This window comes from Rhizobium mulingense, from assembly GCF_029194105.1.
GTDB lineage: Bacteria > Pseudomonadota > Alphaproteobacteria > Rhizobiales > Rhizobiaceae > Rhizobium > Rhizobium mulingense.
The window spans coordinates 66,119-91,534 of the sequence record NZ_JARFVE010000015.1 but is presented as its reverse complement, the minus strand read 5'-3'; the positions used below and the strand labels follow the sequence as shown (position 1 = coordinate 91,534).

Genomic DNA, 25,416 nt, shown 5'->3' with positions numbered 1-25,416 from the left:
TAACTGCTTTATCGCGAGAGAGTGGAGTTCCCTGACGCTCTCTTACGAACCTCCAGAGCCTGCCGCGCCCGCTCTGCGGCGCGACAGGTCCGATGTTCAAAATATTGCCGCCCGTCGAAGGTTCCCCTCCTTCCGGGCCGTATCTGTTTTGCCGCTCAATAGTCGTTCAGCTTGGCCTCGACCAGAAGCTTCACCAGCCAGTCGACGAAGACGCGGACCTTGTTGCTGAGGTGGCGATTCGGCGGATAGACCACATATAGCGGGATCGGATCGCGGCGCCATTCCGGCAGCACGCGGACGAGTTCGCCCCGCCGCATCGGCTCGCGCGCCATGAAGGTCGGTACCTGCGCGACACCGAGCCCCGTCAGCGCTGCTGTCAGATAGGTGCGGCTGTCGTTGACGGAGGCGATATAGCGCGGGTTGGTTTCAATCGTCTCGTTGTCCCTGCGAAATTCGAAGGGCAGCGTCCGGTTGTTCTGAGCGCGGAAATAGTTCACCGAAAAATGTGCGGCCTCCAGATCCTCAGGGCGTTCGGGCATGCCGAATTTCTGGATGTAACTTGGCGAAGCACAGGTGATGAGTTCCATCTCCGACACGCGCCGGGCGATGAGCGACTGGTCGGTAGGCGTGCCGGCCCGCAACGCGCAATCGACATTTTCGACCAGATAATCCACCGTGCGGTCGCTGACGCCGAGGTCCAGACGGATATCCGGATAACGCTGATAAAAGTCGCAAAGAGCCGGGACGACGATTGCGTCAGCAAAGGCGCCGCTCATTTCGACGCGCAGCCGCCCGCTCGGCAGGCTCTGCGAGTTGGAGAGGCTGCCGTCGAGTTCCTCCAGTTCGGAGATAAGCTGGGCGGCGCGTTCGTAATAAAGCGCGCCGTCCGTGGTCACCATGACCCGTCGCGTGGTACGGTTCAGAAGCTTGGTGCGCAGATGCGCTTCCAGGCCCTGGATGAGATTGGTCACCGTCGCCTTCGGCATAGCGAGCATGTCGGCGGCGCGGGTGAAATTGCCCGTCTCCACCACGCGGATGAAGACGCGCATTGCCGAAAGTTGATCCATCGGTTTCAAGTCCGCAGTTTGCGTTGCACCATTATTCGAGAATCGGAACAGTGTAATCGCGATATCGCTTCTTATTCCCTGTTCTGAATAACAATATCTTTTTTATGCAAAATGCAAGCGACGGCGTTTTCTGTTTGTCGCGATGCACAAAGAGACGGCAATCATGACGGTGGAATGGAAAGATATGATGCTGGATAAGGTGGCCATCGGCCCCGTTTCCGCACGCATCTACCAAGGCGCCGATTATGGCAAAGGTCCGCCGATCGTGCTTTATCTGCATGGTGGAGCGTTTCTCGACAGCGAGACGAATGTCGACCGACCGGTGGCGATCAGCCTTGCCAAGGCTGGCGCCATCGTCGCCGCCGTCGATTACAGCAGCCTATCCGGGAACCTGTTTCCGAAGGCGCTGGAAGTTTCCTTCTCGGTTTTTACCTATCTCGCCAACAAGCGCGCTGCCGGTCTCGGCGACCGCAAGTCGCTGCTCTTCGTCGCCGGCGAAGAGGCCGGCGGCAATGTCGCCGCCGGTGTGGCGCTGAAGGCGCGCGACCAACTGCCCGACGCACTCGATGGGCAGATTCTGATTTCGCCGCTGCTTGATCCCTTCATGGGCACATCCTCTATCCGCAGAGCGGAGGCCATTGGCATGCGGCAGCGCTGGACAGAGGGCTGGAGCCATTACTTGAGCGGCGGCGGCTGCCACCCTTACGCGGCGCCTTGCCTCTGTTCGCGTCTTGCGGGCGTCGCGCCGGCGCTGATCTTCACCGCCGAGGACGATCCTCTGCACGACGAAACAATTGGTTACGGTGCCCGCCTGAAGAAGGCGGGTGTCGGTGTGCGCCAGCATGTCATTCCCGCCGGGACGGGCTGGCCCTCGATTTATGGTGGGAAATCCGGGGAAGTGCCCGATTGGCAGGAACACGTCAGCCGCCATTTCGGAGATTTCCTTCAGGACGTAAGCGTCCAACCGCAATTGCATTGAAGAAGATCTGATATTTCGGCGGCTTGGGGCCGCAAGGAGAGTACCGATGACGTCCAGAAACAAGCGCTGGGCCCTGGTGGGCGCCGGCATAGGCCTTATTGCGTCGGTTTCCGGCGCTGCATTGTTTTTCGAACTGCCGATGAGCACGACCGCCACGGCCGCTTCCGCCCCGGCGCAGCCTCCCGCCGTGCCGGTGACGGTTGCCGTCGTCGCGGCGCGCGATGTGACGGCTTGGGAGAGTTTCTCCGGCCGCCTCGAAGCCGTCGACCGTGTCCAGGTTCGTTCCCGCGTCGCCGGCGCCATCCTGTCGGTGGCGTTCCGCGAAGGTGCGCTGGTCAAGCAGGGCGACCTGCTGTTCACCATCGATCCGGCTCCCTATCAGGCGAGCGTGGCGCAGGCGCAGGGCCAGGTCGCTTCGGCCGAAGCGAAGGTCAGCCTGGCGCAGACCGAGCTCGATCGCGGCCGCAGGCTTTCCGACAACCGCACGATCTCCCAGAGCGATCTCGATCAACGCCAAAGCGCGCTGGCCGAGGCGCAGGCAGGACTGCGTTCGGCGCAGGCCGCATTGCAGTCGGCCCAGCTCGATCTCGATTATACTGAGGTGCGGGCGCCGGTGTCCGGCCGTATCGGCAAGATCGAGGTGACCGCGGGTAACCTGGTTGCGGCCGGCTCGGCTTCGCCGGCGCTGACGACGCTCGTTTCGGTCGATCCGATCTATGCGAGCTTCAATGCCAGCGAAGAGATGGTGACGCGTGCCCTTGCCCAACTGCCGCAGACGGACAGCGCCTTGCCGCCGGTCGAACAGATCCCCGTCGAGGTCGGCACGCTGGCCGACAGCGGCACACCGATCAAAGGCAAGCTGCAGCTGATCGACAATGAGGTCGATGCATCAAGCGGCACGATCGGCGTGCGCGCAGTCTTCGACAATCCGGGCGGGCGCCTGATCCCCGGCCAGTTCGTGCGGGTGCGCATGGGCCAGCCGAAGGCGGAGAACAAGATCGTCATCAGCGATCGTGCCGTCGGCACCGACCAGGACAAGAAGTTCGTCTTCGTCGTCGACGGCGAGAACAAGGTGGCCTATCGGCAGGTGCAGCTCGGCACGCTGTCTGACGGTCAGCGGGTGGTCGAAAGCGGCCTGAACGCGGGCGAGAAGATCGTCGTCAACGGCCTGCAGCGCATCCGTCCGGGGGCCGTCGTCGTGCCGCAGATCGAAGAGAAGGTCGCGACCGCTCAGTAAGACTTCGCTTTCCCCGGCGGGGCAAGGCTATGCCTCGCCCGGGGAGGCCTATGCTCGAATTGATATGACCCGCCGGTGGTTCCCAAGCCGCCGGAGAGGCACTTTGCATCCATGTTCACCCCGGAGAGGGCTTTGATATGAACATCTCCAGATTCTTTGTCGACCGCCCGGTTTTTGCCGGCGTTCTTTCGGTCCTCATCGTGGTTGCCGGCCTGATCGGCCTCAGGGCGCTGCCGATTTCCGAATATCCCAACGTCGTGCCGCCGTCGGTCGTCGTGCGCGCCACCTATCCCGGCGCCAATCCGAGCGTCATTGCCGAAACGGTGGCGACACCGCTCGAGGAGCAGATCAACGGCGTCGAGGACATGCTCTACATGTCGAGCCAGGCGACGTCGGACGGCGTGCTTAATGTCACCGTCACCTTCAAGCTCGGCACCGACCCCGACAAGGCGCAGCAGCTCGTGCAGAACCGGGTCTCGCAAGCTGAGCCGCGCCTGCCGGCGGAAGTCCGCGCGCTGGGCATCACCACCGTCAAGAGCTCGCCAGACTTCATCATGGTCGTCAATCTCGTCTCCGACGGCGACAGTCACGACATCACCTATCTTCGTAACTACGCGACCCTCAACATCAAGGACCGGCTTGCCCGTATCCCGGGCGTCGGCCAGGTGCAGGTCTTCGGCGCTGGCGATTACTCGATGCGCGTTTGGGTCGATCCGCAGAAGGCGGCCGAGCATGATCTCGCTGCGAGCGACATCAGCAACGCCATCAGTTCGCAGAACGTCCAGGCGGCTGCCGGCATCATCGGTGCCTCTCCGAGCAAGCCGGGCGTTGACCTGCAGCTCAACGTGAATGCGCAGGGCCGCCTGCGCACGCCCGAGGAGTTCGGCAACATAATCGTCAAGACCGGCGCCAATGGCGAGATCACCCGCCTTCGCGACGTTGCCCGCATCGAACTCGGCGCTGCCGATTACACGCTGCGTTCGCTGCTCGACGGCAAGCCGGCGGTCGCCGTTGCCGTGCTCCAGGCGCCCGGTTCCAACGCCATCGAGATCGCCGACAATGTGCGCGCGACCATGGATCAACTGCAACTGGCCATGCCCGAGGGCGTGAAGTACGAGATTGTCTACGATACGACGAAATTCGTGCGCTCCTCGATCGAGAAGGTTATCGACACGCTGCTTGAAGCCGTGGCACTCGTCGTCCTTGTCGTCATCCTGTTCCTGCAGACATGGCGCGCCTCGATCATTCCGCTGATTGCGGTTCCGGTCTCGATCATCGGCACCTTCGCGGTCATGTATGTCTTCGGCTTCTCGATCAACGCGCTCAGCCTGTTCGGTCTGGTGCTCGCAATCGGTATCGTCGTCGACGACGCCATCGTCGTGGTCGAAAACGTCGAGCGCAACATCGAGCAGGGCCTGTCGCCGAGAGCGGCCACCTACAAGGCGATGAAGGAAGTCTCAGGCCCGATCATCGCGATCGCGCTGGTGCTCGTCGCGGTTTTCGTGCCGCTCGCATTCATTTCCGGTCTGTCGGGACAGTTCTATCGCCAGTTCGCGCTGACGATCGCCATCTCGACCGTCATCTCGGCCTTCAACTCGCTGACCCTGTCTCCGGCGCTCGCAGCTCTTCTCTTGAAGGGTCACCACGCACCGAAGGATTGGCTGACGCGGTTCATGGACGCCATCTTCGGCTGGTTCTTCCGCGGCTTCAACCGTGTATTCGGCGCCGGCTCGAACGCCTACGGCAAGGGTGTGGGCGGGCTGGTGTCGCGCAAGAGCATCGTAATGGTGGTCTATCTGGCGCTGGTCGGCGCGACCTACAGCATGTTCACGACGGTTCCCGGCGGCTTCGTGCCCTCGCAGGACAAGCAGTATCTGATCGGCTTCGCTCAGCTGCCGGATGCCGCCAGCCTCGACCGGACGGAAGACGTCATCAAGCGCATGACGGATATCGCGCTCGCCCAGCCCGGCGTCGCCAACGCAATCGCCTTCCCGGGCCTGTCGATCAACGGCTTCACCAACTCGTCGAATGCCGGCATCGTCTTCGTGACGCTCAAGGACTTCGAGGAGCGCAAGACGCCTGATCTCTCGGGCGGCGCCATCGCCATGGCGCTGAACCAGAAGTTCGGTGCCATCCAGGATGCCTTCATCGCCATGTTCCCGCCGCCGCCGGTCAACGGTCTCGGCACGACGGGCGGTTTCAAGCTGCAGATCGAGGATCGCGCCGGCTTGGGCAACCAGGCACTCGACGAGGCGACCAAGGCGGTGCTCGCCAAGGCCTACCAGACGCCTGAGCTTGCCGGGCTGTTCTCCAGCTTCCAGATCAACGTGCCGCAACTCTATGCCGATCTCGACCGCGCCAAGGCCGAGCAGCTCGGAGTTTCCGTCACCGATGTGTTTCAGACGCTGCAGATCTATCTCGGTTCGCTCTATGTGAACGACTTCAATGCTTTCGGCCGCACCTACAGCGTCCGCGTGCAGGCCGATGCCAAATTCCGCGCCCAGCCGGAAGATATCGGCCAATTAAAGGTCCGTTCGGCATCGGGCGAAATGATCCCGCTTTCGGCGCTGCTGAAGGTCGAGCCGAGCACCGGTCCGGAGCGCGCCAACCGCTACAACGGCTTCCTTGCCGCCGACATCAACGGCGGTCCGGCGCCGGGCTTCTCATCCGGCCAGGCCCAGGCGGCAATCGAGAAGATCCTTCGCGAGACCCTGCCTGCCGGCATCGACTTCGAATGGACGGATCTGACCTATCAGCAGATCCTCGCCGGCAATTCGAGCGTCGTTGTCTTCCCCCTGGCACTGCTGCTCGTCTTCCTGGTGCTGGCCGCCCAATATGAAAGCCTGACGCTCCCGCTTGCGATCATCATGATCGTGCCGATGGGTGTGCTGGCCGCGTTGACGGGCGTCTGGCTCACCGGGGGGGACAACAACATCTTCACCCAGATCGGCCTGGTCGTCCTTGTCGGTCTATCGGCGAAGAACGCGATCCTCATCGTCGAGTTCGCCCGTGAACTGGAGTTCGAAGGCAGGACGCCACGGGAAGCTGCTGTCGAGGCCAGCCGGCTGCGTCTTCGCCCGATCCTCATGACCTCCATGGCCTTCATCATGGGCGTCGTGCCGCTCGTCGTCTCGACCGGCGCCGGTGCGGAAATGCGTGCCGCCATGGGTGTCGCGGTCTTCTCCGGCATGATCGGCGTGACCTTCTTCGGCATCTTCATGACGCCGGTGTTCTACGTGCTGCTGCGCCGGATGACGGGCAACCGCCCGCTGGTCCAGCACAAGCCGGACGAGCACAAGGAGGAAGAGGCCGAGGTCATCCGGCTCGCGGCCGAATAAACGGAATTCAACCTTCCTTTGTCGAGTAAATCGGGCGGGAACTGCGGTTCTCGCCCGTATCGTTTTCGGAGACCCGACAAAAATGCGTTACGTTCATCAAAACGGTTGCAACCATGGGCGAGGGGACTATCAAAGACGGATAGCAGCTCGGAGGATCGGCGCGGGCGTTACCTATACGCAATGCGGGCAAGGCCGGAGCGCTAGCGGGAGATGATGGGATGGGCTGAAGCCCAGGCTTCTCGACTTCGAAGAGACGTATGCCCGATCGGGAGGATGGTAATGACGGACAGCCAGACGAAAAAACGCCGCCTGCGTTCGCAGGATTGGTTCGACAATCCCGATCACATCGACATGGCGGCGCTCTATCTCGAGCGTTTCATGAATTATGGCATCACGCCGGAGGAGCTGCGTTCCGGCAGGCCGATCATCGGGATTGCCCAGAGCGGCAGCGACCTTACACCCTGCAATCGGGTGCATATCGAACTCGCCAATCGCGTGCGCGACGGCATTCGCGATGCCGGCGGCATTCCGATCGAATTTCCCACGCATCCGATCTTCGAGAACTGCAAACGCCCGACGGCCGCGCTCGACCGCAATCTCGCCTATCTCGGCCTCGTCGAAATCCTCTATGGCTATCCGCTCGACGGCGTGGTGCTGACCACCGGCTGCGACAAGACCACGCCTTCGGCGATCATGGCGGCCTCGACGGTCGATATTCCGGCGATCGTGCTCTCCGGCGGGCCGATGCTGGACGGCTGGCACGAGGGGGAACTGGCGGGTTCCGGCACGGTGATCTGGCGGATGCGGCGGAAATATGCGGCCGGCGAAATCGACCGAGAGGAATTCCTGCAGGCAGCGCTCGACTCGGCTCCTTCGGTCGGCCACTGCAATACAATGGGCACTGCTTCGACGATGAACGCGCTGGCGGAAGCACTCGGCCTGTCGCTGACCGGGTGCGGCGCCATTCCGGCCGCCTACCGCGAGCGGGGGCAGATGGCCTACCGCACCGGACGGCGTGCCGTCGAGATCGTCTTCGAGGATCTGAAGCCGTCGGATATCCTGACGCGGGCGGCCTTCCTCAATGCGATCCGCACCAATTCGGCGATCGGCGGCTCGACCAATGCACAGCCGCATCTGGCTGCGATGGCCAAGCATGCCGGTGTCGAACTCTATCCCGACGACTGGCAGGTGCATGGCTTCGATATCCCGCTGCTGGCCAATGTCCAACCGGCTGGCGCCTATCTCGGTGAGCGTTATCACCGCGCCGGCGGCACGCCGGCAATCATGTGGGAGCTGCTGCAGGCCGGTAAACTCGACGGCGACTGTCGCACGGTGACAGGCAGGACGATGGCCGAGAACCTGCATGGGCGGGAGGCCGGCGACCGCGAGGTCATCCGGCCGTTCGACGACCCGCTGAAGGAGCGAGCCGGTTTCCTCGTCCTCAAGGGTAACCTCTTCGACTTCGCCATCATGAAAATGAGTGTGGTTTCAGAGGATTTTCGCCGGCGCTATCTCCAGGAGCCGGGGCGAGAAGGCGTCTTCGAGGGCAAAGCGGTCGTCTTCGACGGCTCGGAAGATTATCATCGTCGCATCAACGATCCCGCGCTCGGCATCGAGGAGAATACCATCCTCGTGATTCGCGGCGCTGGGCCACTCGGCTGGCCGGGTTCGGCCGAGGTTGTGAACATGCAGCCGCCCGACCATCTTCTGAAGCGCGGCATCCGCAGCCTGCCGACGATTGGCGACGGCCGTCAATCGGGCACGGCAGACAGCCCCTCGATCCTCAACGCTTCGCCGGAGAGCGCTGCCGGCGGCGGCCTCGCCTGGCTTCGCAGCGGCGACACGATCCGCATCGACTTCAACCACGGGCGCTGCGACATGCTGGTGGATGACGCCGAGATCGAACGGCGCAAAGGCGAGGGCATTCCGCCGGTGCCGGCGGATGCGACGCCGTGGCAGCAAATCTACCGCCGTTCCGTCACGCAGCTGGCGGACGGCGCCGTTCTGGAAGGGGCAGCGGACTTCCGCCAGATCGCGAAAAAACCACCGAGGCATAATCACTGATCGCGAAGCTGCGGCAGATCGCACGTCCGTTGATCCAAAAGGGGAAAGCCGTAACGAAGATTTCAACATTCGGTGTCGCGCCTTGCGAGCCCGGCGCTGCTCGGCAAGCTGAAAAACTCGACATTCCGCCCGGCGCAATCGTATTCGAGCTGGTCGAGACGATTTTCCTCGATGAGGCGACGACACGCTGCTCGATCATATCGATGATATCAAACAGCTGGGCATCAACATCGAAATCGACGATTTCGGATCGGGCCACGCCTCGCTCAGTCGCGCGGTCAGTTCGATCGTCGAAATCGCCAAGGCGCTCGATGTCTGGGTGATCGCCGACGGCGTCGAGACCGAGGCTCATGCCACCGTGCTGGCGCAGCTCGGCTGCGACGGCCTGCAGGCTCTTTGGCTATCCCGCGCCGGCAAACCAGGCAGCGATAGGCGGCTAATGTCGGTGAAATTGCTTACTCGCGACCGGCAGGACGATAATTGGGCGACAAGTAATTTTCTTGAGCTTGCAACGGCATTGTTTCATGGTAATGCGGAAACAAAGCTTACTGCATTGCATCGAAAATGATTATACGCGTCGTCAAGACCATCAGCGCGGCTTCTCCATAATTCGCAGCGGCGATAGGGAGTGGTGATCTGACAAATGCTTTGCCGTTGGCGGGATGGACTTGCGGGACATTCAAATCTGGGAAGGTCGCATGACTTCGGAATTTGCCGTTCGTTCGATGCGGCCCGGCGAATTGGAACTCGTGCTCGAATGGGCGCGTCAGGAGGGATGGAATCCCGGCCTCGACGATTCGCTGGCATTCCTCGAAGCTGATCCGACGGGCTTTTTCGTCGGCGCCATTGGCGAAGTCCCCGTCGGCTCGATCTCGGTCGTCAAATATGGCGACAGCTTTGCCTTTCTCGGGCTATACATCGTCCACCCCGATTTCCGCGGCAAAGGGTATGGCAAGGCGATCTGGGAAGCGGGGATCGCCACGGCGGAGGGCCGGACGATCGGTCTCGACGGCGTCGCCGCGCAGCAGCAGAACTACCGCAGGGCCGGCTTCGAACCCGCTTATCTCACCATTCGCTATGGCGGTATCGCCAGCACGCTGCCGGCCTCGACGCTCGTTGCGCATCCGGTGCTGGATTCGCGCCTGGAAGGGCTTCAGCGTTATGATTCGGCGATCTTTCCGCAGCCGCGGGAAGCTTTCCTTGCCGCCTGGTGCACCGGCCGCAAGGGACGGCGTACCGCCGTCGTACGGAAGAGCCACAAAATCCGTGGCTACGGCACGATCCGCCGCTGCTACGAGGGCTACAAGATCGGCCCACTCTTTGCCAATGATTCCGATAGCGCCGCAGCACTGCTTGCCGAACTGGTCCCGGAGGCGAAAGGGGCAACAGTCTTCATCGATATCCCCGCCGAGAACCGCGAGGCGATCGCGCTTGCCGAAGGCATGGGCCTTCAGCCGGTGTTCGAGACCATGCGCATGTATCGCGGGCCAGCGCCAGCCACGCCATTGAAGCACGTCTTCGGCGTGACGACGCTGGAGCTTGGCTAATCCACCGGTGAGGCGGACACGGTTGCAGCCGAAGCTTTCGGACGACCTTTTTCGGCGATGGCGATGCCGCCGAGCGTCAGGGCCAGCGCGACCATATGGAAGGACTGCAGCGTCTCGCCAACCAGGGCGACGGAGAGCAGGGTTCCGAATACCGGCACGAGATTGATGAACAGGCCGGCCCGGTTGGCGCCGATTGCCTCGACGCCCTTGATGTAAAGAATCTGCGCCAGCAGCGAGGGGAAGATCGCTGTGTAGAGAGTGATGCCCCAGCCGGCCTGATCGGGCCATTGCGCCGCATCCCGGCCTGCCTCCCAGAGGAGCAGCGGCAGCGATGTCAGCATGGCGGCAAAGGCTGGGAAGGCCATCAGCGTTCGCCAGTCGACCCGCGGTTTCCAGCGCAGGAAGATCGTGTAGAGCGAATATGCAACGATCGCGATCAGCATCAGCCCGTCGCCCCGATTGAGCTGCAGCTGCAGCAGCGAGGCGAGGTCGCCATGCGCCGCTGTCAGCGCCACGCCTACCAGCGTCATTCCGAAACCGAGGCATTGCGCCAGCGAAATGCCGGTGCGGAAAAAGACGAAATTCAGCAGGAAGATCAGCATGGGAATGCCGGCCTGCTCGATGGCGACATTGATCGCTGTCGTATACTGCACCGCCGAGTAAAGCATCGCGTTGAAGAGGGTGTAGCCGATGGCGCCGTAGCAAAGCAGCAGCGGCAGGTTTTTTCTGGCGACCGGCCAGTCCTTCTTGAGTTGCGGCACCGAGATCAGGGCGATCAACGCGACGGCAAGGAACCAGCGCAGGAAGGTCAGCATCATCGGGCTGACATGGCCGACCGCGAGCTTGCCGGCGACGGAATTGCCGCCCCAGCAGAGGGTGGCGATGACGAGGCAAATATAGGCCGTGGCTTGCAAGAGCGTTTCTTCCTCGTCTTTTGATGATCAACAAGCGGCGTTTTCCCAGGGGAAATAGCCTGCCGACTGCTGTTTTGTCACGTAAAAAGCCCAATCGCCTGTGACAACAGGGTCGCTTTCCCAAAAACAAAGCTTTATAGATGCGCGGGTTTGAGCAGGTGCGCGGTTCCGCGCCGGTAACAGGAAGAGTTAGATGACGAACGTAGTCGTGGTCGGTTCGCAATGGGGTGACGAAGGCAAAGGCAAGATTGTCGATTGGCTTTCGGAACGCGCGGATATCGTCGTGCGCTATCAGGGCGGCCACAATGCCGGCCATACACTCGTCATCGACGGCACCAGCTACAAGCTCTCGCTGCTGCCGTCCGGCGTCGTGCGTCCGGGCAAGATGGCGGTGATCGGCAACGGCGTCGTCGTCGACCCGCATGCGCTGATCGCCGAGATCGAAAAGCTCGCCGGCCAGGGTGTGACGATCACCCCCGACAATCTGCGCGTGGCCGACAACGCGACGCTCATCCTGTCGCTGCACCGGGAGCTGGACGCGATGCGCGAGGACGCGGCATCCAACAGCGGCACCAAGATCGGCACGACGCGCCGCGGCATCGGTCCGGCCTATGAAGACAAGGTCGGCCGCCGCGCGATCCGTGTGATGGATCTTGCCGATCTCGACAGCCTTCCCGGCAAGGTCGATCGGATCCTCACCCATCACAATGCACTTCGCCGCGGCCTCGGTGTTGCTGAAGTCAGCCACCAGACGATCATGGACGAACTGACCTCGGTCGCCGAACGGGTACTGCCGTTCCGCGATACCGTCTGGCTTTTCCTCGACAAGGAGCGCCGCAAGGGCGCCCGCATCCTCTTCGAAGGTGCACAGGGCAGCCTGCTCGATATCGACCACGGCACCTATCCTTTCGTCACCTCCTCGAACACCGTGGCTGGCCAGGCGGCGGCCGGTTCCGGCATGGGGCCGGGTTCACTGGGTTATATCCTCGGCATCACGAAGGCCTATACGACACGCGTGGGCGAAGGCCCGTTCCCGACGGAACTAAAGGATGAGATCGGAGAGTTTCTCGGGCAAAAGGGTCATGAGTTCGGCGTCGTGACAGGGCGGAAGCGCCGCTGCGGCTGGTTCGACGCCGCGCTGGTGCGCCAGTCGGTCGCCACCAACGGTATCACCGGCATCGCGCTGACCAAGCTCGATGTGCTCGACGGCCTCGAGGAACTGAAGATCTGCGTCGGCTATATGCTCGACGGCGAACAGATCGATCATCTTCCCGCAAGCCAAGGAGCGCAAGCTAGGGTCGAACCGATATATATCACGCTGGAGGGCTGGAAGGAATCGACCGTCGGCGCCCGCAGTTGGGCAGATCTTCCGGCACAGGCGATCAAATATGTTCGCCAGGTCGAAGAGCTGATTGGGGCGCCTGTCGCGCTCCTGTCCACCAGCCCGGAGCGGGACGACACCATACTTGTGACCGATCCGTTTGAGGATTAAGGTCACCGGTCACTGCGGAGGATAGGTTCGGGAGAGTACCGGACTTCTTGAGAAAGTACTGATGGCGGATTTTATTGCAGTTATTCGGCGGGCCGTCGACGGCCTGGCCGAAAATACCCCCGAGATGCGGGTAAAGGTCTACGAACGTGCTCGCGGCGCAGTGCAGCGGCAGCTCGAGAACATGAAGCCGCGTCCGCCGGAAGCCATGCTGCAACGCCAGCTCGAAAAGCTCGAGGCTGCCATCCGCGACGTGGAGGCTGAACACTCCGAGGCGCTGTCACTCGATGAGGCCGCAGACGCTGTCGCTGTGCCGGAGCCCGTCGAGGAATACGCGGCTCACGGTGAAAGCGAACCGCCTGTGTCACAGCCGGCCGTCGACGAGCCAGTCGATGAAGCCCCTACAGAACCGCTGGCGGCAGAGGCCGTCGATGAGCCCGATCACGTCGAAGCTGCCGCACCGCAGGAAGCTCAGGAAGAGGTCGTGGCCGAGAACGTCGAGCCTGCGGAACCCCAGCCTGCAGAGCCCGCGTTCGCGGAAACACCAGTATCCGCCGAGGCGGAAGCGCCCATTGAGTCATACTGGCATCCCTCGCATGAGGAGGAGGCGCCGGCCGAGGAATGGCATGCCGCCGAGGCGCGTGAGGTCGCTGACGGCTTCGAACCGCCGCCTGCCGGGCATGGCTACGCGGAAGCCGACCAGGATCGTGCCGATGAGCAGCCTCTTGCGGAAGCCGAAGAGGTCGCGGCCGAACCGGCGACCGTTGAAAGCCATGAGCCGAAGGCCGAGGCGGCTTACGAGCCCATCGAATCGTTTCAGCCGGTCACGCGTGGCATAGAGCATGCATCCAACCGGCTGGTCGAGCCGGTCGCCGATTTCGATCGTGCGCAGGAATTCGTCGAACACAGCCGCGAGGAGCCGCTGCACGCAGATGCGGCGGCGCATTTCGACCCCGTCTGGACCGAACCCGCTGCCGAAACACCGGCTCCGGCGCCGAAGGATGCCGAGACCGAATGGGCGGAAGAGGAACTCCGGCAATATTCGGAAACCGCTCCGGCCGCCGCCGACACCTCGGCGCGCGCCTTCGAAGAGGTGATATCGAGCCTCGAAAAGATAGCACCCGCGGCCGTCATGCCGGCTGCCAAGGAAAGTTTCTCCTGGGAAACGGCCGCCTTCGACGATCTGCCGCCGATCGAGGCCGGCAGCGACAAGAAGACGCCGGTTTCCTCGCATTTCGATGATGTCGATATCTTTGCTGAAGTGCACGATGGCAAGGCGGCGCCTGCTGCCGGGACGCCGAGCGAGGGATGGCGTGAAGCCAAGGCACTGCGTGGCTATGACCGCCGCGGCTCGGTCGCCGCCGACGATGACGACGCCAATCCGGCGATGGATATCGATCAGATCGTCGCCGCCAAACTGCAGGGCAAGAATTTCCGCATGGAGCCGAAGCGGCGCCGCTTCGGCATCGGCACGGTGATCACCCTGATCTTCGCGCTTATTCTGATCGGGGGCGGCGTCTATGCCGGCTGGATGAACAGAGAGGCGCTGGTGGCGATGGTCGATGGGCTTGTCAGCTCGGCACCATCGCAGTCCACGAGGAACGAGGCGGCAACGACGCCGGCGGAACCCGAGACGCCTGCTCAGCCGAGTACGCCGACGCCAGCCGAGCCAGCTACCCCGGAAGCGCAGAATACGCCGCCGGCACCGGCAGCGCCGAACCAGCAAGTGGCGTCATTGAACAGTGACGGTGCGGCGGCCAATTCGAAATTCACCCAGCGGCTGCTTTCCGATGGAAGCGAAGTCGACAGCGGCCCGGCGGCTGTGCCGGGAACGCCGACCGCCGAAGGGAAATCGGTGGCCGAGCAGAATGTCGCGGCTGCGGATACGCCGGCTGCCAGCGCCCAAGGTGATACGGCCCGGCCGGAAACGCTGACGCCGAACGGTCCCGCGGCATCGCCGCAGCAAGCCGCCCCGGTTGGGTCGTCGGAAAAGATGTTCCTCTATGAGGAGCGTATCGGCCAAAGCTCGCCGACGGCGATCGAGGGAACGGTCGTCTGGAGCGTCCAGCACGAGGCCGGCCAGGGTGGCCGGCAGGAAGCGACAGTCCAGGGCAATATCACCGTTCCCGAGCGTAATCTTTCGGCTCTCGTCACCTTCAAACGCAACTCCGATCCGTCGCTGCCGGCAAGCCATCTTGTAGAGATCGTCTTCTCGGTGCCTCCCAATTTCGAAGGTGGCAGTATCGACAGCGTCCAGCGCATCTCGATGAAGCGCACGGAACAGGATCGCGGCGACGCGCTGATTGCGGTTCCGGCCAAGATCACCGACGATTTCCACATGATCGCGCTCAACGATTATCCCGATGCGCGCAAGGCCAATCTCGACCTGATGTCGACCCGCAACTGGATCGATATCCCGATCACCTATCGCAACGGCCGCCGCGCGCTGCTGACGATGGACAAGGGCGGCACGGGAACGGATGCCTTCAATACCGCCATCAAGGAATGGACCGCGCTCGGGGATGTCTCGACCAGCCAGTGAGGTGGTAACAGGCAAGGGAGTTCCTTGCCCTTCGCTCGCGCTCACCCATCCGCCTGCCGGCAGCTTCTCCCCGTAAACGGGGCGAAGGGGGATAGCTGGCACATCTCGTTCCTCGCTGACCTCTCGCAGGGCATGTCCCCTCTACCCGTTTTTACGGGGAGAGGGGTAGGGTCAGGGGCTAATCACTATCTAGCCGGTCGCACAACCCAAACGAAAACGCCACCTCCCGCACCGGGGAGATGGCGTTGCCAATTCTAGACTTCAACTATCAGGCCGTGGCTTCGACGACGCGGACGGCTTTGGCGCGTTCCAGGGCTTCCTTGCGGACAGCGTCCTGCACCTTCTCGAAGGCGCGAACCTCGATCTGGCGGACGCGTTCGCGGCTGATGTCGAATTCGGCTGACAGGTCTTCCAGCGTCACCGGCTCCTCGGCAAGGCGGCGGGCCTCGAAGATGCGGCGCTCGCGTTCGTTCAGCACGCTCATCGCCTTGCTCAGCATACGCCGGCGGGTTTCGAGCTCGTCCTGCTCGATCAGCACGTCTTCCTGGCTGTCGTGATCGTCCACAAGCCAGTCCTGCCATTGGCCGCTGTCGCCTTCGGCCGCCTTGATCGGCGCGTTCAGCGAGGCGTCGCCGGAGAGGCGGCGGTTCATCGAAATGACCTCCTCCTCCGAGACGTTCAGCTTGGTGGCGATTTCCGATACGTGCTCCGGCTTCAAGTCGCCGTCGTCGATCGCCTGAATGCGGCCCTTCAGCCGGCGCAAGTTGAAGAACAGGCGCTTCTGGTTTGCGGTCGTACCCATCTTCACCAGCGACCACGACCGCAGGATATATTCCTGTATCGAGGCCTTGATCCACCACATGGCATAGGTCGCGAGGCGAAAGCCGCGCTCCGGATCGAATTTCTTGACCGCCTGCATCAGGCCGACATTGCCTTCGGAGACGACTTCGCCGATCGGAAGGCCGTAGCCGCGATAACCCATGGCGATCTTCGCAACGAGGCGCAGATGGCTGGTGACGAGCTTGTGGGCGGCGTCGCGGTCGCCGTGCTCGGCATAACGCTTGGCCAGCATATATTCCTGCTGCGGTTCGAGCATCGGGAATTTGCGGATTTCGTCGAGATAACGATTGAGGCCGGCTTCGCCGGCGGTAATGGACGGCAAGGTATTTCGGGCCATAGTGCACCCTCCTAAAGTGAATTCCGGTTCCCGATGAACGCGTCCCCGCGTCGAAAAGGCAAACCGGGACGTGCGGCTTTCTACCAAGCCCGCACTACGTCTATATACAGATAAGTATGGCGAAATGGCGGTTCAAGGCGCCGCTCACGCAGGTGTGAGACGGGGAAGGCGGAATTCCGCAGTCCCTTCTAACTCCGCAATGCCGCGACAAGTTCTACCATATCCTCGGGCAGCGGTACTTCGAAATGCATGAGTTCGCCGGTGCGTGGATGCTCGAATTGCAGCATGAAGGCATGCAGCGCCTGGCGGTCGAACCCGTTTACCACCTTGCGGATTTCTTCGGGCAGCAGATTGGCCTTAGTCTTGAAGCCGGCTCCGTAGACGATGTCGCCGAGCAGCGGGTGGCCGATATGAGCCATGTGCACACGGATCTGATGGGTGCGGCCGGTTTCGAGGCGGCACTCGACCAGCGAGGCGAGCGCCGTCGCGTCCGGGGTTTCATGAAAGCGCTCGATCACCTCGTAATGGGTGATCGCCTCGTCGGCGTCATGGCTGTCGGGGCGTTTGACGGCGCGCCGGGTGCGATCGCCAGTGGCGCGGCCAAGCGGCGCGTCGACCGTGCCTGTCAGTGACCGGGGCCGGCCCCAGACGATGGCCTGATAGGCCCGCTCCAGCGGCATGGTGCGGCCGTGGTCGGCGAACTGGAGCGACAGGTGGCGATGGGCAATGTCGTTCTTGGCGACGACCATGACGCCTGTCGTGTCCTTGTCGAGACGGTGGACGATGCCGGGGCGGCGAACGCCGCCGATGCCGGAGAGCGTATCGCCGCAATGATGGATCAGCGCGTTGACCAGCGTTCCGGTCCAATTGCCGGGGCTGGGATGGACGACCAGGCCGGCCGGTTTCGATATAACGATGATGTCATCGTCCTCATGAAGGATATCGAGCGGGATATCCTCGCCCTGCGGCGTCGGGTCTTCCGGTTCGGGCAGGGTGATCTCGAAACTGTCGCCGACGCGCACCTTGCGCTGCGGATCGGTGACGGGTTCGCCGCGCATGGAAACCTGGCCGTCCTTGATCAGCGCCTTGATGCGGCTGCGGGAAAAATCCTCGCCGACTTGCGCCGTCAGCCAGGCGTCAAGCCGGCCTTCCGCGGTTTCATCGGCGGTCAGGACTTTTCTAATGCCAACTGCTTGTTTAAAGGGGTCGCTCAAGACGCTTCTTCTCCGACGTATTTTTAGAACGGGACACACAGATGACAGCAATCGAGCCGGACGACCAGGAAGAGAAGCCCCTTGATCCGGCGATGGAAAGTGTCCGGCGCAAGATGGTCCGCCTGCAGATCGTTTCCGGCGCCATCATGTTCGTGAGCCTTATGGCGGTCTTCGGTGCGGTTGTCTACAAGACGATGCGCGAGCCGAAGGACACGGCTCCCGTTGCCTCCGCCTCCGCCTCCGGTGTGCCCTCGGATGCGCCGCTCGCGGCCACCGTTTCCCTGCCGCTGGGTTTCAAGGTGCGGTCGACCTCGTTTTCGGCGGGGCAGATCCTGTTTTACGGCGAGACCGTCGAAGGCCGGAACAAGGCGCTGATCTTCGATCTCCGGACCGGCCGCACCATCGCTGACCTGACCGTCACGGGCAATTGAGGCCGACATGGCCGCTCCCCCGATCGCCATCGCGAATGCCGACGATCCGCGCGTCGCGGAATTCCGCGACATTCGCGAGCGCGATCTGACCGGGCGGGAAAACCGCTTCATCGCCGAGGGTACCGTCGTGCTTAGAATGCTCGCCGAGGCGCATGCGCAAGGCCGCGGCTTTCGCGCGGAAAAGATCCTGCTGCTGCGCAATCGCGTCGAGGGCATTCTGCCGATCCTGGAGCGGTTTCCGGCCGACGTGCCGGTCTATGTCGCCGAAGCTGACGCGCTCAAGGGCATAGTCGGTTTCCATCTGCATCGCGGCGTTCTCGCGCTTGGTCGGCGGGAGGAGCGTGACGAGGCAGCGCTTCTTGACGCCCTGCCGGAACGGGCCCTGGTCCTCATCGGCTGCGGCATTTCCAATCACGACAATGCCGGCTCGATGTTCCGCAATGCAGCCGCCTTCCGGGCAGATGCAGTGCTGCTCGACGAAACCTCCTGTGATCCTCTTTATCGCAAAGCGCTGCGTGTTTCGGTCGGGTCGGTGCTGGGCGTTCCACACCGGCGCGGCGGCAAGGGACTGGACCTGCTCCTTGCACTCGCCGAACGGGGTTTTGCCATCTGGACGCTTTCGCCCCGCGGGAAAACGGACATTCGCGCCATTCCGGCTGCGGCACGCATGGCGCTCGTCGTCGGCACGGAGGGCGAGGGCTTGCCGGCGGCGCTGCTGGCCCGCTTTCAGAGCGCGCGCATCCCGCAGTCGGACGAGCTCGATAGTCTCAATGCGGCCACGGCGACGGGGATCGCGTTGTTTTCCATGGCCTCGGCCATGGGACGCATCTGAAGCACGTCGCAATCTTTGAGATTCGCTCCCCCCGCTTTAGGTCTATATTTTCCGCATGTCGTTATCGCAAAACCGCTGCACACTTTTGCGCGACATGCTTTAACGCACCGGATTGGCGATGATGGCAGCCACCCTGTCGGCAAGGCTGACGCGGTCGTTCGGGTTCTTGCTCCCGGCATCCGCCAGCAGCGTGCGGATCGGCGAGGAAGGGCCTTCGTTGAGTGCGGTCAGCGCCACCATATTGGCGGCGATCGAGGCGATTTCCTCGCGGATCGCACCATCACGTCCGGCGACGGACTTTGCCTTCTGCAGGCGTTCGGCAAGGGCGGCGCTGCGCTTGCGGACATCCTCGCTCATCCCAGCCGTTACCGCAGCGGTGTCGAGCATGGACGCGGTTGGGTCGTCGGGTGTCAGTTCGGTCGGTAATTCCGCCGCCATTTTGGCAAGGCCGGAGTCGCGCAGCACCCGGTTGATCCTGCGGATTTCGGCATTGGCGGCTTTCAACTGCTCCTTCAGCTTGACGATTTCCTGCTGACGGCGGGCGAGCAGGGTTTCCTTCTCGGCGGCGGATGCGCTCTCACGCGCGGCCTTGTCTTCCAGGCGGATCACCATATGCTGCTGCTGCGTCAGTTTCTGCTCGGCATCCTTGGCTCGCTTCTGCAGTAGGGTGACGTCCTGGCGCAACGTGTCGCGCTCGTCGCGCAACGCGTTGGCACGGAATTTCAGGCTTTCCGCCTCTGTTTCACGCGCGGCCAGATCAATCCTCAGCCCGTCGGTTTGTTCGCTGAGCTTGCTCAGCCGCGTCCGCATTGCCGCCAGTTCGCTCTCCTTGTTGGCAGCGGATTGCTCGGCGATATGCAGATTGGTCTTCAACTGGCTGATATAGTTCTCGTCCTTGCGCAGGTGCGAGCGCTGCTCGGCCGCCTCGACATGCATCTCGCCGATCTGGGCCTGCAATTCACCGATATCGGCGGCAAGCCTGCCGGCATCGACGGCAAGGGCATCGTGCCGCAGCTGAAGCGAGAGGGATTTTTCGCGTTCACGCAGAAGGTCCTGGGTGGTGCGCGCGTTTTCGGCGGCATAAAGGGCGCGCACCATATCTTTCTGGGCGCGGACCTCTTGCGGGCTCAAAGGCATCGTCGCTTTCAGCCGATTTTCGGTATACCAGACGATGCGGCGGTGTACGGCCGGCGAAATCAGAAAGACGAGGAAGGCCGCGGTCAGGAAGCCCAGTCCGAACAAGAGAGCGTATTCGATCACGGCGGGGCCATCGATTCGACGTTGATACTAAAAGAGGATTTCAGCCCAGTCGGCCAAGGTCTTAATCCCGTTCTCCGTTGGCCGGAACTTGACATCCGAAAACCGATTACGCTTTCGGCGTCCTATTCCGGGTCATCCGTGATGATTAAGCACGCATGGCGCATCGGGGCAAGGCCGCCGATGCGGTTGGCGGCAGTTTCGAACGGTCCTGCGGCTTCAGAAGGGATTCCAGGTCGGCGCCTGGGTGATCTTGAGGTAGCCGACATTGACGCCGAGTCGGGCGCCGACGCCGGTGCGGATCGGCACGACCAGCACGTCGTTGTTCTTCAGCACTGTCATGCCGAAGCCCGCAATTACATAGGCAGAGCCGCTGACGCCGCCGAAGCGGGCATAGATGCCATCGATGGAGGGCAGATCGTAGACGAGCATCATGACTCGCGAGCCCTGTCCGCCGTAATCGATGCCGAGGGAGGGCCCCTGCCAGTAGAGCGGATGCTCGCCGGCATTCTTGGTATTCAGCTGGCCTTCGCCATAGGTGAGCCCGGCGATGAAGGCGCCGCCGCCTTCCTGTCCGAGAATATAACCGTTCGGCAGGCCGTATTTCTGGAAGGCGCTTTCCACCACCTTGGCAAGGCCGCCGCTGGCGGAGCCGAAGAAGGAGTGGCCGGTATCGATGATTTCCTGCATCGTATACTGACCGTTGTTGTTCTGAGCGGCGGCCGGCCCGGCAACCATCATCGAGGAGAAGACGAGGGCCGAGAGCAACCTGCAGAAGCCGATGAATCGGTGCGGAAATCGAGGGCGCATGGTGTCATCCGTTCGTCGTTGGTCAGGAGCGGACAACCGCTCGCGTCAATTGCTGCATTTTGCGCCGATGATCTTAACAATCGGTTTACCAAATATGGTGTCATTATGGCACCGAATGCGATTGCAAACTTCGCGCAATTTAGATGACGCATATTACCGGGCGCGATGAGATTGCCGCCCCTCAGGAGACGATGATGTCCAAGAACCCGAACCTTACCTTGTCCGGCCCGGATCTAGCCGCGCTCCTCTGCAGCCGCGTTTGCCACGACGTCATCTCGCCCGTCGGCGCGATCAACAACGGTCTGGAACTTCTCGATGAAGGCGGCGCCGATTCCGATGCGATGGACCTGATCCGCACCAGTGCGCTCAATGCCTCGGTCCGGCTGAAATTCGCGCGTCTCGCCTTCGGCGCGTCCGGCTCCGTTGGCGCCTCGATCGACACCGGTGAGGCCGAGCGAGCCGCCAAGGATTTTGCGCTGGCGGAGAAGAAAACCGAGGTGATCTGGAACGGGCCGCGCGCCATCGTTGCCAAGAACCGGGTCAAGCTGCTGCTCAACCTCTTCCTCGTCGCCTATTCCTCCATTCCACGCGGCGGCGTGCTCGAGGTGACGCTCGAAAATCCCGAATTCGACGCCAGGTTCACGCTCACGGCCAAGGGCAAGATGATGCGCTTGCCGCCGAAATTCGTTGAAATATCGACTGGCACAATCGAGGAGGCAATCGACGCCCATTCGATACAGCCCTATTACGCCGTGCTGCTGGCTGAAGAGTGCGGAATGACGCTCGATCACAGCGCCAGCGCCGATGAATTGGTGTTCACGGCGGTGGTCGCTGCTGCTTGATTTCGGTGCCCAGACGGGTGTCGGCGCCCGTCCGGTAACGATTCCTTAGCCTGATGGACCTATCCTCCAGGGTTGTAAGAGGCCTCTTGTTGCGACGAATGCGGGGGCAAAGGAGCAGTCATGCAAAGGTTCATGATCACCGACAATTCGGACATCGTCCGCAAGGTCGGCAAGCGCATTCTCTCCGAACTCGACTTTCTCGTCAGCGAGGCTTCCAATGCCAGTGAGGCGCTGCAGCGCTGCCAGGCGGAACTGCCGGAATATCTGATCGTCGATTCCGGCATGGAAGGCGCCCTCGACCTCATTGCCGCCATCCGCGCCATGGACGGGGGCAAGGACGTCAAAATCTATTATTGCGTCATCGAAGCGGATCTGAAGAAACTGATGGCAGGCAAACGGGCCGGCGCCACGGATTTCCTACTGAAACCCTTCGATCGCAAGATCCTGACCGCCGTTTTCGGAAACCGCGCCATCGCTGCCTGACTGTAGGCGCATTCCGCCGACATCATCCATTCCGGAGCGTTCCGCCAAAAAAGTGCGGACGCTGGCTCATGCTGCGGCTCTCCTTCCCTCACCGAGATGAGGGACTCCAGGTCGAGCAGGGCCTCAGGCCATCTCACTCTCATTGCCGCCCAAATACGAAAAATCCCGCCGGTAGGGCGGGATTTCTTCATCCGATAAGGGGATCGGAGGATTCGGAAGCTCAGGCGGTTTCCGCATATTCAGTGCCATCCGGCTCGCGAAGAACGTAACCACGGCCCCAGACGGTTTCGATGTAGTTGGCGCCGCCGGCGGCGTTGGCGAGCTTCTTGCGCAACTTGCAGATGAAGACGTCGATGATCTTTAGTTCCGGTTCGTCCATGCCACCGTAAAGGTGGTTGAGGAACATTTCCTTGGTGAGCGTGGTGCCCTTGCGAAGCGAAAGCAGCTCCAGCATCTGGTATTCCTTGCCCGTCAGATGGACGCGCTGGCCGCCGACTTCGACGGTCTTGGCATCGAGATTGACGATCAGTTCGCCGGTCATGATCACCGACTGGGCGTGGCCCTTAGAGCGGCGGACGATGGCGTGGATGCGGGCGACGAGCTCGTCCTTGTGGAAGGGCTTGGTCATGTAGTCGTCAGCGCCGAAACCGAGGCCGCGAACCTTGTCTTCGATGCCGGCCATGCCCGACAGAATGAGGATCGGTGTCTTGACCTTCGACAGCCGGAGAGTGCGGAGCACTTCATATCCGGACATGTCGGGCAGGTTCAGATCGAGAAGGATGATATCGTAATCATACAGCTTGCCCAGATCGACGCCTTCTTCACCGAGATCGGTGGTGTAAACATTAAAACTCTCTGATTTCAGCATCAACTCGATGCTCTGCGCCGTAGCGCTGTCGTCCTCGATGAGAAGTACCCGCATAATTATCCCCTTTACCGCCGCCGAAAGGTGGTCTGGCCCCCTACACGCTACCGAACAAGCTACGTGATTTGGAAGCTGCCACGAAATGGTTAACAAATTCTGATTCACTCTGGCAAGGAGTATCGAATTTATTAAATAATTTTTCCATTTCTCTGTTTTCCAATAGGAATCTCAAAAAGGCTTTCCTCAATTTTAACATTAGGAAATAGCGCTAAGTGATTCATCCGACTCGCCAATGAAAAGGTTCGAACTTCATGCCGCGGCATTTACCGACCCTTAAATCATCGGGCCTATCATTAACGATGCCCGTAAACGAAAGGTTACCAGCGGTAGGTATTTGTTAATATCGCAGGAAATTTTTTAGCAAACCGTGTCAAAGCGGCGCGCAGGGCGGTTTCAAGTTGAGCCGGGGTCTCGCATCACGGGAGTAATGCGTATGAAGTCGCGAGAAAGTCTCGTTCGCCTGAAAGAGTTTCAGGTGAACGAAAAACGACGTCAATTGCAGCAATTGCAGATGATGATGTCCGAATTCGAACGGATGACAAAGGATCTGGAGAGCCAGATCGTCGTCGAGGAAAAGAAGTCCGGTATATCAGACCCGAATCACTTTGCTTATCCGACCTTCGCCAAGGCCGCGCGTCAGCGGGCCGACAATCTGCAGGTTTCAATCAAGGAATTGAAAATGCAGGAAGAGGCGCTGGAACTGGCGCTTGAGGAAATGCAGGCGGAATATGCAAGGGCGTCGGCGCTGGAAGAACGTGACAGCGGCGCTCGAGCACGGGCGTAAATGAAAACGACGGGCGCCGGCTTCGGCGCCCCGGGGATCGCCACAGAGAAGCCACGTATGATGGGCGCGCTGGTCCATCATACATGGCTTTTGGTGTTTGCCGTTCTCCATCTCGATATCGCCCCTTTTGGCACACCGGCCCGAAAAAATCGGAATCGCTTTTCGGAGGCCACGATGCGCGGAAGTGTTGCAGCGCCCTTTGCTCGCCTGAAAAGACGCGCGGCGCTTCAGAAATCGCAGCAGGCCAAGCCGCGGGAATCAGTTCACGACGTCGTGCCATTCCGGGTGGCGCTGCGCCTGCGCCTTGAAAAAGGGGCAGAGCGGAATGATCTTCCAGCCGCCGGTGCGGGCAGCCTCCACCGCGTGCAGCGCCAATGCCTGGCCGACGCCTTTGCCGCGCAGGGCATCGGGAACGGCGGTGTGATCGATGATGACGAGCTTCGGCGATGTGCGCGAGTAGGTCATCTCCGCCTCATGCCCTTCTACCTCGGCCGCATAACGGCCGCCGGATGCGCCTTCCTCGTTTCGAATGTCCATTGTTTTTCCTCGCAGGGGGATGGGGATATTGTCGCCGGCGACGGTGACACGGCGGCGCGATCATGCCAAGCCGGCGAGGCAATTCCTCGAGGAGACGGAGTGTTCATGAAAAAGATCGGATCGGTGCAAGGTTCGCGAACGAGGGCGCTTTCGATGATCCGCCCGGTACTGCTCGTGGCGGCGCCGTTCCTCCTTGGGCTCGGCCTCATCTTGCCGCTGGTCCGTTTCGAGACTTTGTATTTCTTCGATCAGACCCCGTCCTTTGTCGAAATCGTCGCCTCGCTCTGGCAGGGCGGGGATGGGCTGCTGGCTGCGATCGTCGCGCTGGTGTCGATCGTGCTTCCGATTCTGAAGATGGTTGGGATCGCTGCGGAAGCGACAGGTGCCGGCGGCGGGGCCGGCAGTCCATTTTATCGTCGCGTCGTGCCGCATCTGTCCAAGTGGTCAATGATGGACGTGCTGCTGGTCGCGATCGTCATTGCGGCGGCGAAGACGACGGGATTGGCGGATGCTTTCACCCAGCCTGGCCTGTGGTGCTATGCGGCCTCCTCAATGATTTCGGGCCTTCTGCACTCCCTGACGGGAGATGCATCCGGCCCGAAATAAATCGTCGATGCTGGCGTGCGATCAGTGGCGATACTGCTGAATGCGCGTGGTGCGCAGACCGGCGAGGCCATGGCTGTTGATCGACGACTGCCAGGACAGGAACTCTTCGACCGTGAGCGTGTAACGCTCGCAGGCCTCTTCCAAGCTCAACAGGCCACCGCGAACAGCCGCGACAACCTCTGCCTTCCGGCGGATCACCCAGCGCCGCGTATTGGGCGGCGGAAGGTCCGCGATGGTCAGGGGGCTGCCATCGGGGCCGATGACATATTTTACTCGGGGACGTATCATTTCGGTCATTGGACTCTCTACACAACGCAAGACCACGAGCGCCACTCTAGCTT

22 protein-coding genes and 1 pseudogene are annotated in these 25,416 nt (G+C 61.7%); 14 read left to right on the top strand and 9 right to left on the bottom strand.

Going from position 1 to position 25,416, the window contains the following annotated elements; all coding sequences use genetic code 11:
• Positions 1-155: 155 nt before the first annotated feature.
• Positions 156-1,067 carry a LysR family transcriptional regulator gene (locus PYR71_RS27055; RefSeq protein ID WP_275621572.1) on the bottom strand — a complete coding sequence of 304 codons (912 nt, stop codon included), beginning with the start codon at positions 1,065-1,067 and terminating at the stop codon, positions 156-158.
• A 163-nt stretch (positions 1,068-1,230) separates the two neighbouring features.
• On the opposite strand from PYR71_RS27055, the gene PYR71_RS27050 reads away from it, so the two are divergent.
• From PYR71_RS27050 to PYR71_RS27025, 6 genes and pseudogenes are all read left to right on the top strand, one after another.
• Positions 1,231-2,046 carry an alpha/beta hydrolase fold domain-containing protein gene (locus PYR71_RS27050; protein WP_183911931.1) on the top strand — a complete coding sequence of 272 codons (816 nt, stop codon included), beginning with the start codon at positions 1,231-1,233 and terminating at the stop codon, positions 2,044-2,046.
• A gap of 46 nt (positions 2,047-2,092) precedes the next feature.
• On the top strand, positions 2,093-3,283 hold the full coding sequence (locus PYR71_RS27045) for an efflux RND transporter periplasmic adaptor subunit (RefSeq protein ID WP_275621571.1): 1,191 nt from the start codon (positions 2,093-2,095) through the stop codon (positions 3,281-3,283).
• A 137-nt stretch (positions 3,284-3,420) separates the two neighbouring features.
• Positions 3,421-6,621 (top strand): efflux RND transporter permease subunit, encoded by a 3,201-nt coding sequence (locus PYR71_RS27040; RefSeq protein ID WP_183911935.1) that lies wholly within the window; start codon positions 3,421-3,423, stop codon positions 6,619-6,621.
• A gap of 279 nt (positions 6,622-6,900) precedes the next feature.
• On the top strand, positions 6,901-8,685 hold the full coding sequence (locus PYR71_RS27035) for an IlvD/Edd family dehydratase (RefSeq protein ID WP_275621570.1): 1,785 nt from the start codon (positions 6,901-6,903) through the stop codon (positions 8,683-8,685).
• Positions 8,686-8,754: 69 nt separating this feature from the next.
• Positions 8,755-9,125, top strand: a pseudogene (locus PYR71_RS27030) (EAL domain-containing protein); the annotation flags it as partial.
• Positions 9,126-9,383: 258 nt separating this feature from the next.
• Positions 9,384-10,232 (top strand): GNAT family N-acetyltransferase, encoded by an 849-nt coding sequence (locus PYR71_RS27025; protein ID WP_183911939.1) that lies wholly within the window; start codon positions 9,384-9,386, stop codon positions 10,230-10,232.
• Here the strand turns inward: PYR71_RS27025 and PYR71_RS27020 are convergent.
• On the bottom strand, positions 10,229-11,146 hold the full coding sequence (locus PYR71_RS27020) for a DMT family transporter (protein ID WP_275621569.1): 918 nt from the start codon (positions 11,144-11,146) through the stop codon (positions 10,229-10,231). The genes PYR71_RS27025 and PYR71_RS27020 overlap by 4 nt on opposite strands.
• Before the next feature lie 193 nt (positions 11,147-11,339).
• Between PYR71_RS27020 and PYR71_RS27015 the strand changes: the two genes are divergently transcribed.
• Both PYR71_RS27015 and PYR71_RS27010 read left to right on the top strand, forming a co-directional pair.
• Positions 11,340-12,638, top strand: a complete 1,299-nt coding sequence (locus PYR71_RS27015; RefSeq protein ID WP_097604164.1) for an adenylosuccinate synthase — start codon at positions 11,340-11,342, stop codon at positions 12,636-12,638.
• A gap of 61 nt (positions 12,639-12,699) precedes the next feature.
• Positions 12,700-15,177: a hypothetical protein gene (locus tag PYR71_RS27010; RefSeq protein ID WP_275621568.1), complete on the top strand. Its 2,478-nt coding sequence runs from the start codon at positions 12,700-12,702 to the stop codon at positions 15,175-15,177.
• A 268-nt stretch (positions 15,178-15,445) separates the two neighbouring features.
• Here PYR71_RS27010 and rpoH read toward each other — a convergent pair whose 3' ends face one another.
• Together rpoH and PYR71_RS27000 are read right to left on the bottom strand one after the other, a co-directional pair.
• A complete protein-coding gene (gene rpoH, locus PYR71_RS27005; RefSeq protein ID WP_012484996.1) occupies positions 15,446-16,354 on the bottom strand; it encodes an RNA polymerase sigma factor RpoH in 909 nt (302 codons plus the stop codon).
• A 188-nt stretch (positions 16,355-16,542) separates the two neighbouring features.
• On the bottom strand, positions 16,543-17,568 hold the full coding sequence (locus tag PYR71_RS27000) for an RluA family pseudouridine synthase (protein WP_275621567.1): 1,026 nt from the start codon (positions 17,566-17,568) through the stop codon (positions 16,543-16,545).
• A gap of 41 nt (positions 17,569-17,609) precedes the next feature.
• Between PYR71_RS27000 and PYR71_RS26995 the strand changes: the two genes are divergently transcribed.
• Both PYR71_RS26995 and PYR71_RS26990 read left to right on the top strand, forming a co-directional pair.
• Complete coding sequence (locus tag PYR71_RS26995; protein ID WP_275621566.1) at positions 17,610-17,999, top strand: hypothetical protein; 390 nt, start codon at positions 17,610-17,612, stop codon at positions 17,997-17,999.
• 7 nt (positions 18,000-18,006) lie between these two features.
• On the top strand, positions 18,007-18,831 hold the full coding sequence (locus tag PYR71_RS26990; protein ID WP_275621565.1) for a TrmH family RNA methyltransferase: 825 nt from the start codon (positions 18,007-18,009) through the stop codon (positions 18,829-18,831).
• Positions 18,832-18,930: 99 nt separating this feature from the next.
• Here the strand turns inward: PYR71_RS26990 and PYR71_RS26985 are convergent, their stop codons facing one another.
• Both PYR71_RS26985 and PYR71_RS26980 read right to left on the bottom strand, forming a co-directional pair.
• Complete coding sequence (locus tag PYR71_RS26985) at positions 18,931-20,091, bottom strand: coiled-coil domain-containing protein (RefSeq protein ID WP_275621564.1); 1,161 nt, start codon at positions 20,089-20,091, stop codon at positions 18,931-18,933.
• A 216-nt stretch (positions 20,092-20,307) separates the two neighbouring features.
• The gene (locus PYR71_RS26980; protein ID WP_064684799.1) at positions 20,308-20,898 is read right to left on the bottom strand and encodes a DUF1134 domain-containing protein; all 591 of its coding nucleotides are present in this window, start codon (positions 20,896-20,898) and stop codon (positions 20,308-20,310) included.
• A 194-nt stretch (positions 20,899-21,092) separates the two neighbouring features.
• Here PYR71_RS26980 and chpT point away from each other — a divergent pair, with 194 nt between their 5' ends.
• Together chpT and PYR71_RS26970 are read left to right on the top strand one after the other, a co-directional pair.
• Positions 21,093-21,740 (top strand): histidine phosphotransferase ChpT, encoded by a 648-nt coding sequence (chpT, locus tag PYR71_RS26975; RefSeq protein WP_275621621.1) that lies wholly within the window; start codon positions 21,093-21,095, stop codon positions 21,738-21,740.
• A gap of 120 nt (positions 21,741-21,860) precedes the next feature.
• Positions 21,861-22,223, top strand: a complete 363-nt coding sequence (locus PYR71_RS26970) for a response regulator (RefSeq protein WP_004675721.1) — start codon at positions 21,861-21,863, stop codon at positions 22,221-22,223.
• A 220-nt stretch (positions 22,224-22,443) separates the two neighbouring features.
• Here the strand turns inward: PYR71_RS26970 and ctrA are convergent, their stop codons facing one another.
• On the bottom strand, positions 22,444-23,145 hold the full coding sequence (gene ctrA / locus PYR71_RS26965) for a response regulator transcription factor CtrA (protein WP_007533606.1): 702 nt from the start codon (positions 23,143-23,145) through the stop codon (positions 22,444-22,446).
• A gap of 436 nt (positions 23,146-23,581) precedes the next feature.
• On the opposite strand from ctrA, the gene PYR71_RS26960 reads away from it, so the two are divergent.
• Positions 23,582-23,932, top strand: a complete 351-nt coding sequence (locus PYR71_RS26960; protein ID WP_009991379.1) for a hypothetical protein — start codon at positions 23,582-23,584, stop codon at positions 23,930-23,932.
• Between the two features lie 258 nt (positions 23,933-24,190).
• Here the strand turns inward: PYR71_RS26960 and PYR71_RS26955 are convergent, their stop codons facing one another.
• Positions 24,191-24,469, bottom strand: coding sequence for a GNAT family N-acetyltransferase (locus tag PYR71_RS26955; RefSeq protein WP_183844294.1), 279 nt, complete (start codon positions 24,467-24,469; stop codon positions 24,191-24,193).
• 105 nt (positions 24,470-24,574) lie between these two features.
• Between PYR71_RS26955 and PYR71_RS26950 the strand changes: the two genes are divergently transcribed.
• Positions 24,575-25,075: a paraquat-inducible protein A gene (locus tag PYR71_RS26950; RefSeq protein ID WP_275621563.1), complete on the top strand. Its 501-nt coding sequence runs from the start codon at positions 24,575-24,577 to the stop codon at positions 25,073-25,075.
• A gap of 21 nt (positions 25,076-25,096) precedes the next feature.
• Here the strand turns inward: PYR71_RS26950 and sciP are convergent, their stop codons facing one another.
• Complete coding sequence (gene sciP / locus PYR71_RS26945) at positions 25,097-25,372, bottom strand: CtrA inhibitor SciP (RefSeq protein WP_007533628.1); 276 nt, start codon at positions 25,370-25,372, stop codon at positions 25,097-25,099.
• Positions 25,373-25,416: the final 44 nt, after the last annotated feature.

Bases quoted from the DNA above. Each gene is read 5' to 3' on its own strand.
- PYR71_RS27055 (WP_275621572.1), bottom strand. From the start codon at position 1,067: ATGGATCAACTTTCGGCAATGCGCGTCTTCATCCGCGTGGTGGAGACG.
- PYR71_RS27050 (WP_183911931.1), top strand. From the start codon at position 1,231: ATGACGGTGGAATGGAAAGATATGATGCTGGATAAGGTGGCCATCGGC.
- PYR71_RS27045 (WP_275621571.1), top strand. From the start codon at position 2,093: ATGACGTCCAGAAACAAGCGCTGGGCCCTGGTGGGCGCCGGCATAGGC.
- PYR71_RS27040 (WP_183911935.1), top strand. From the start codon at position 3,421: ATGAACATCTCCAGATTCTTTGTCGACCGCCCGGTTTTTGCCGGCGTT.
- PYR71_RS27035 (WP_275621570.1), top strand. From the start codon at position 6,901: ATGACGGACAGCCAGACGAAAAAACGCCGCCTGCGTTCGCAGGATTGG.
- PYR71_RS27025 (WP_183911939.1), top strand. From the start codon at position 9,384: ATGACTTCGGAATTTGCCGTTCGTTCGATGCGGCCCGGCGAATTGGAA.
- PYR71_RS27015 (WP_097604164.1), top strand. From the start codon at position 11,340: ATGACGAACGTAGTCGTGGTCGGTTCGCAATGGGGTGACGAAGGCAAA.
- PYR71_RS27010 (WP_275621568.1), top strand. From the start codon at position 12,700: ATGGCGGATTTTATTGCAGTTATTCGGCGGGCCGTCGACGGCCTGGCC.
- rpoH (WP_012484996.1), bottom strand. From the start codon at position 16,354: ATGGCCCGAAATACCTTGCCGTCCATTACCGCCGGCGAAGCCGGCCTC.
- PYR71_RS26995 (WP_275621566.1), top strand. From the start codon at position 17,610: ATGACAGCAATCGAGCCGGACGACCAGGAAGAGAAGCCCCTTGATCCG.
- PYR71_RS26990 (WP_275621565.1), top strand. From the start codon at position 18,007: ATGGCCGCTCCCCCGATCGCCATCGCGAATGCCGACGATCCGCGCGTC.
- PYR71_RS26980 (WP_064684799.1), bottom strand. From the start codon at position 20,898: ATGCGCCCTCGATTTCCGCACCGATTCATCGGCTTCTGCAGGTTGCTC.
- chpT (WP_275621621.1), top strand. From the start codon at position 21,093: ATGTCCAAGAACCCGAACCTTACCTTGTCCGGCCCGGATCTAGCCGCG.
- PYR71_RS26970 (WP_004675721.1), top strand. From the start codon at position 21,861: ATGCAAAGGTTCATGATCACCGACAATTCGGACATCGTCCGCAAGGTC.
- ctrA (WP_007533606.1), bottom strand. From the start codon at position 23,145: ATGCGGGTACTTCTCATCGAGGACGACAGCGCTACGGCGCAGAGCATC.
- PYR71_RS26960 (WP_009991379.1), top strand. From the start codon at position 23,582: ATGAAGTCGCGAGAAAGTCTCGTTCGCCTGAAAGAGTTTCAGGTGAAC.
- PYR71_RS26955 (WP_183844294.1), bottom strand. From the start codon at position 24,469: ATGGACATTCGAAACGAGGAAGGCGCATCCGGCGGCCGTTATGCGGCC.
- PYR71_RS26950 (WP_275621563.1), top strand. From the start codon at position 24,575: ATGAAAAAGATCGGATCGGTGCAAGGTTCGCGAACGAGGGCGCTTTCG.
- sciP (WP_007533628.1), bottom strand. From the start codon at position 25,372: ATGACCGAAATGATACGTCCCCGAGTAAAATATGTCATCGGCCCCGAT.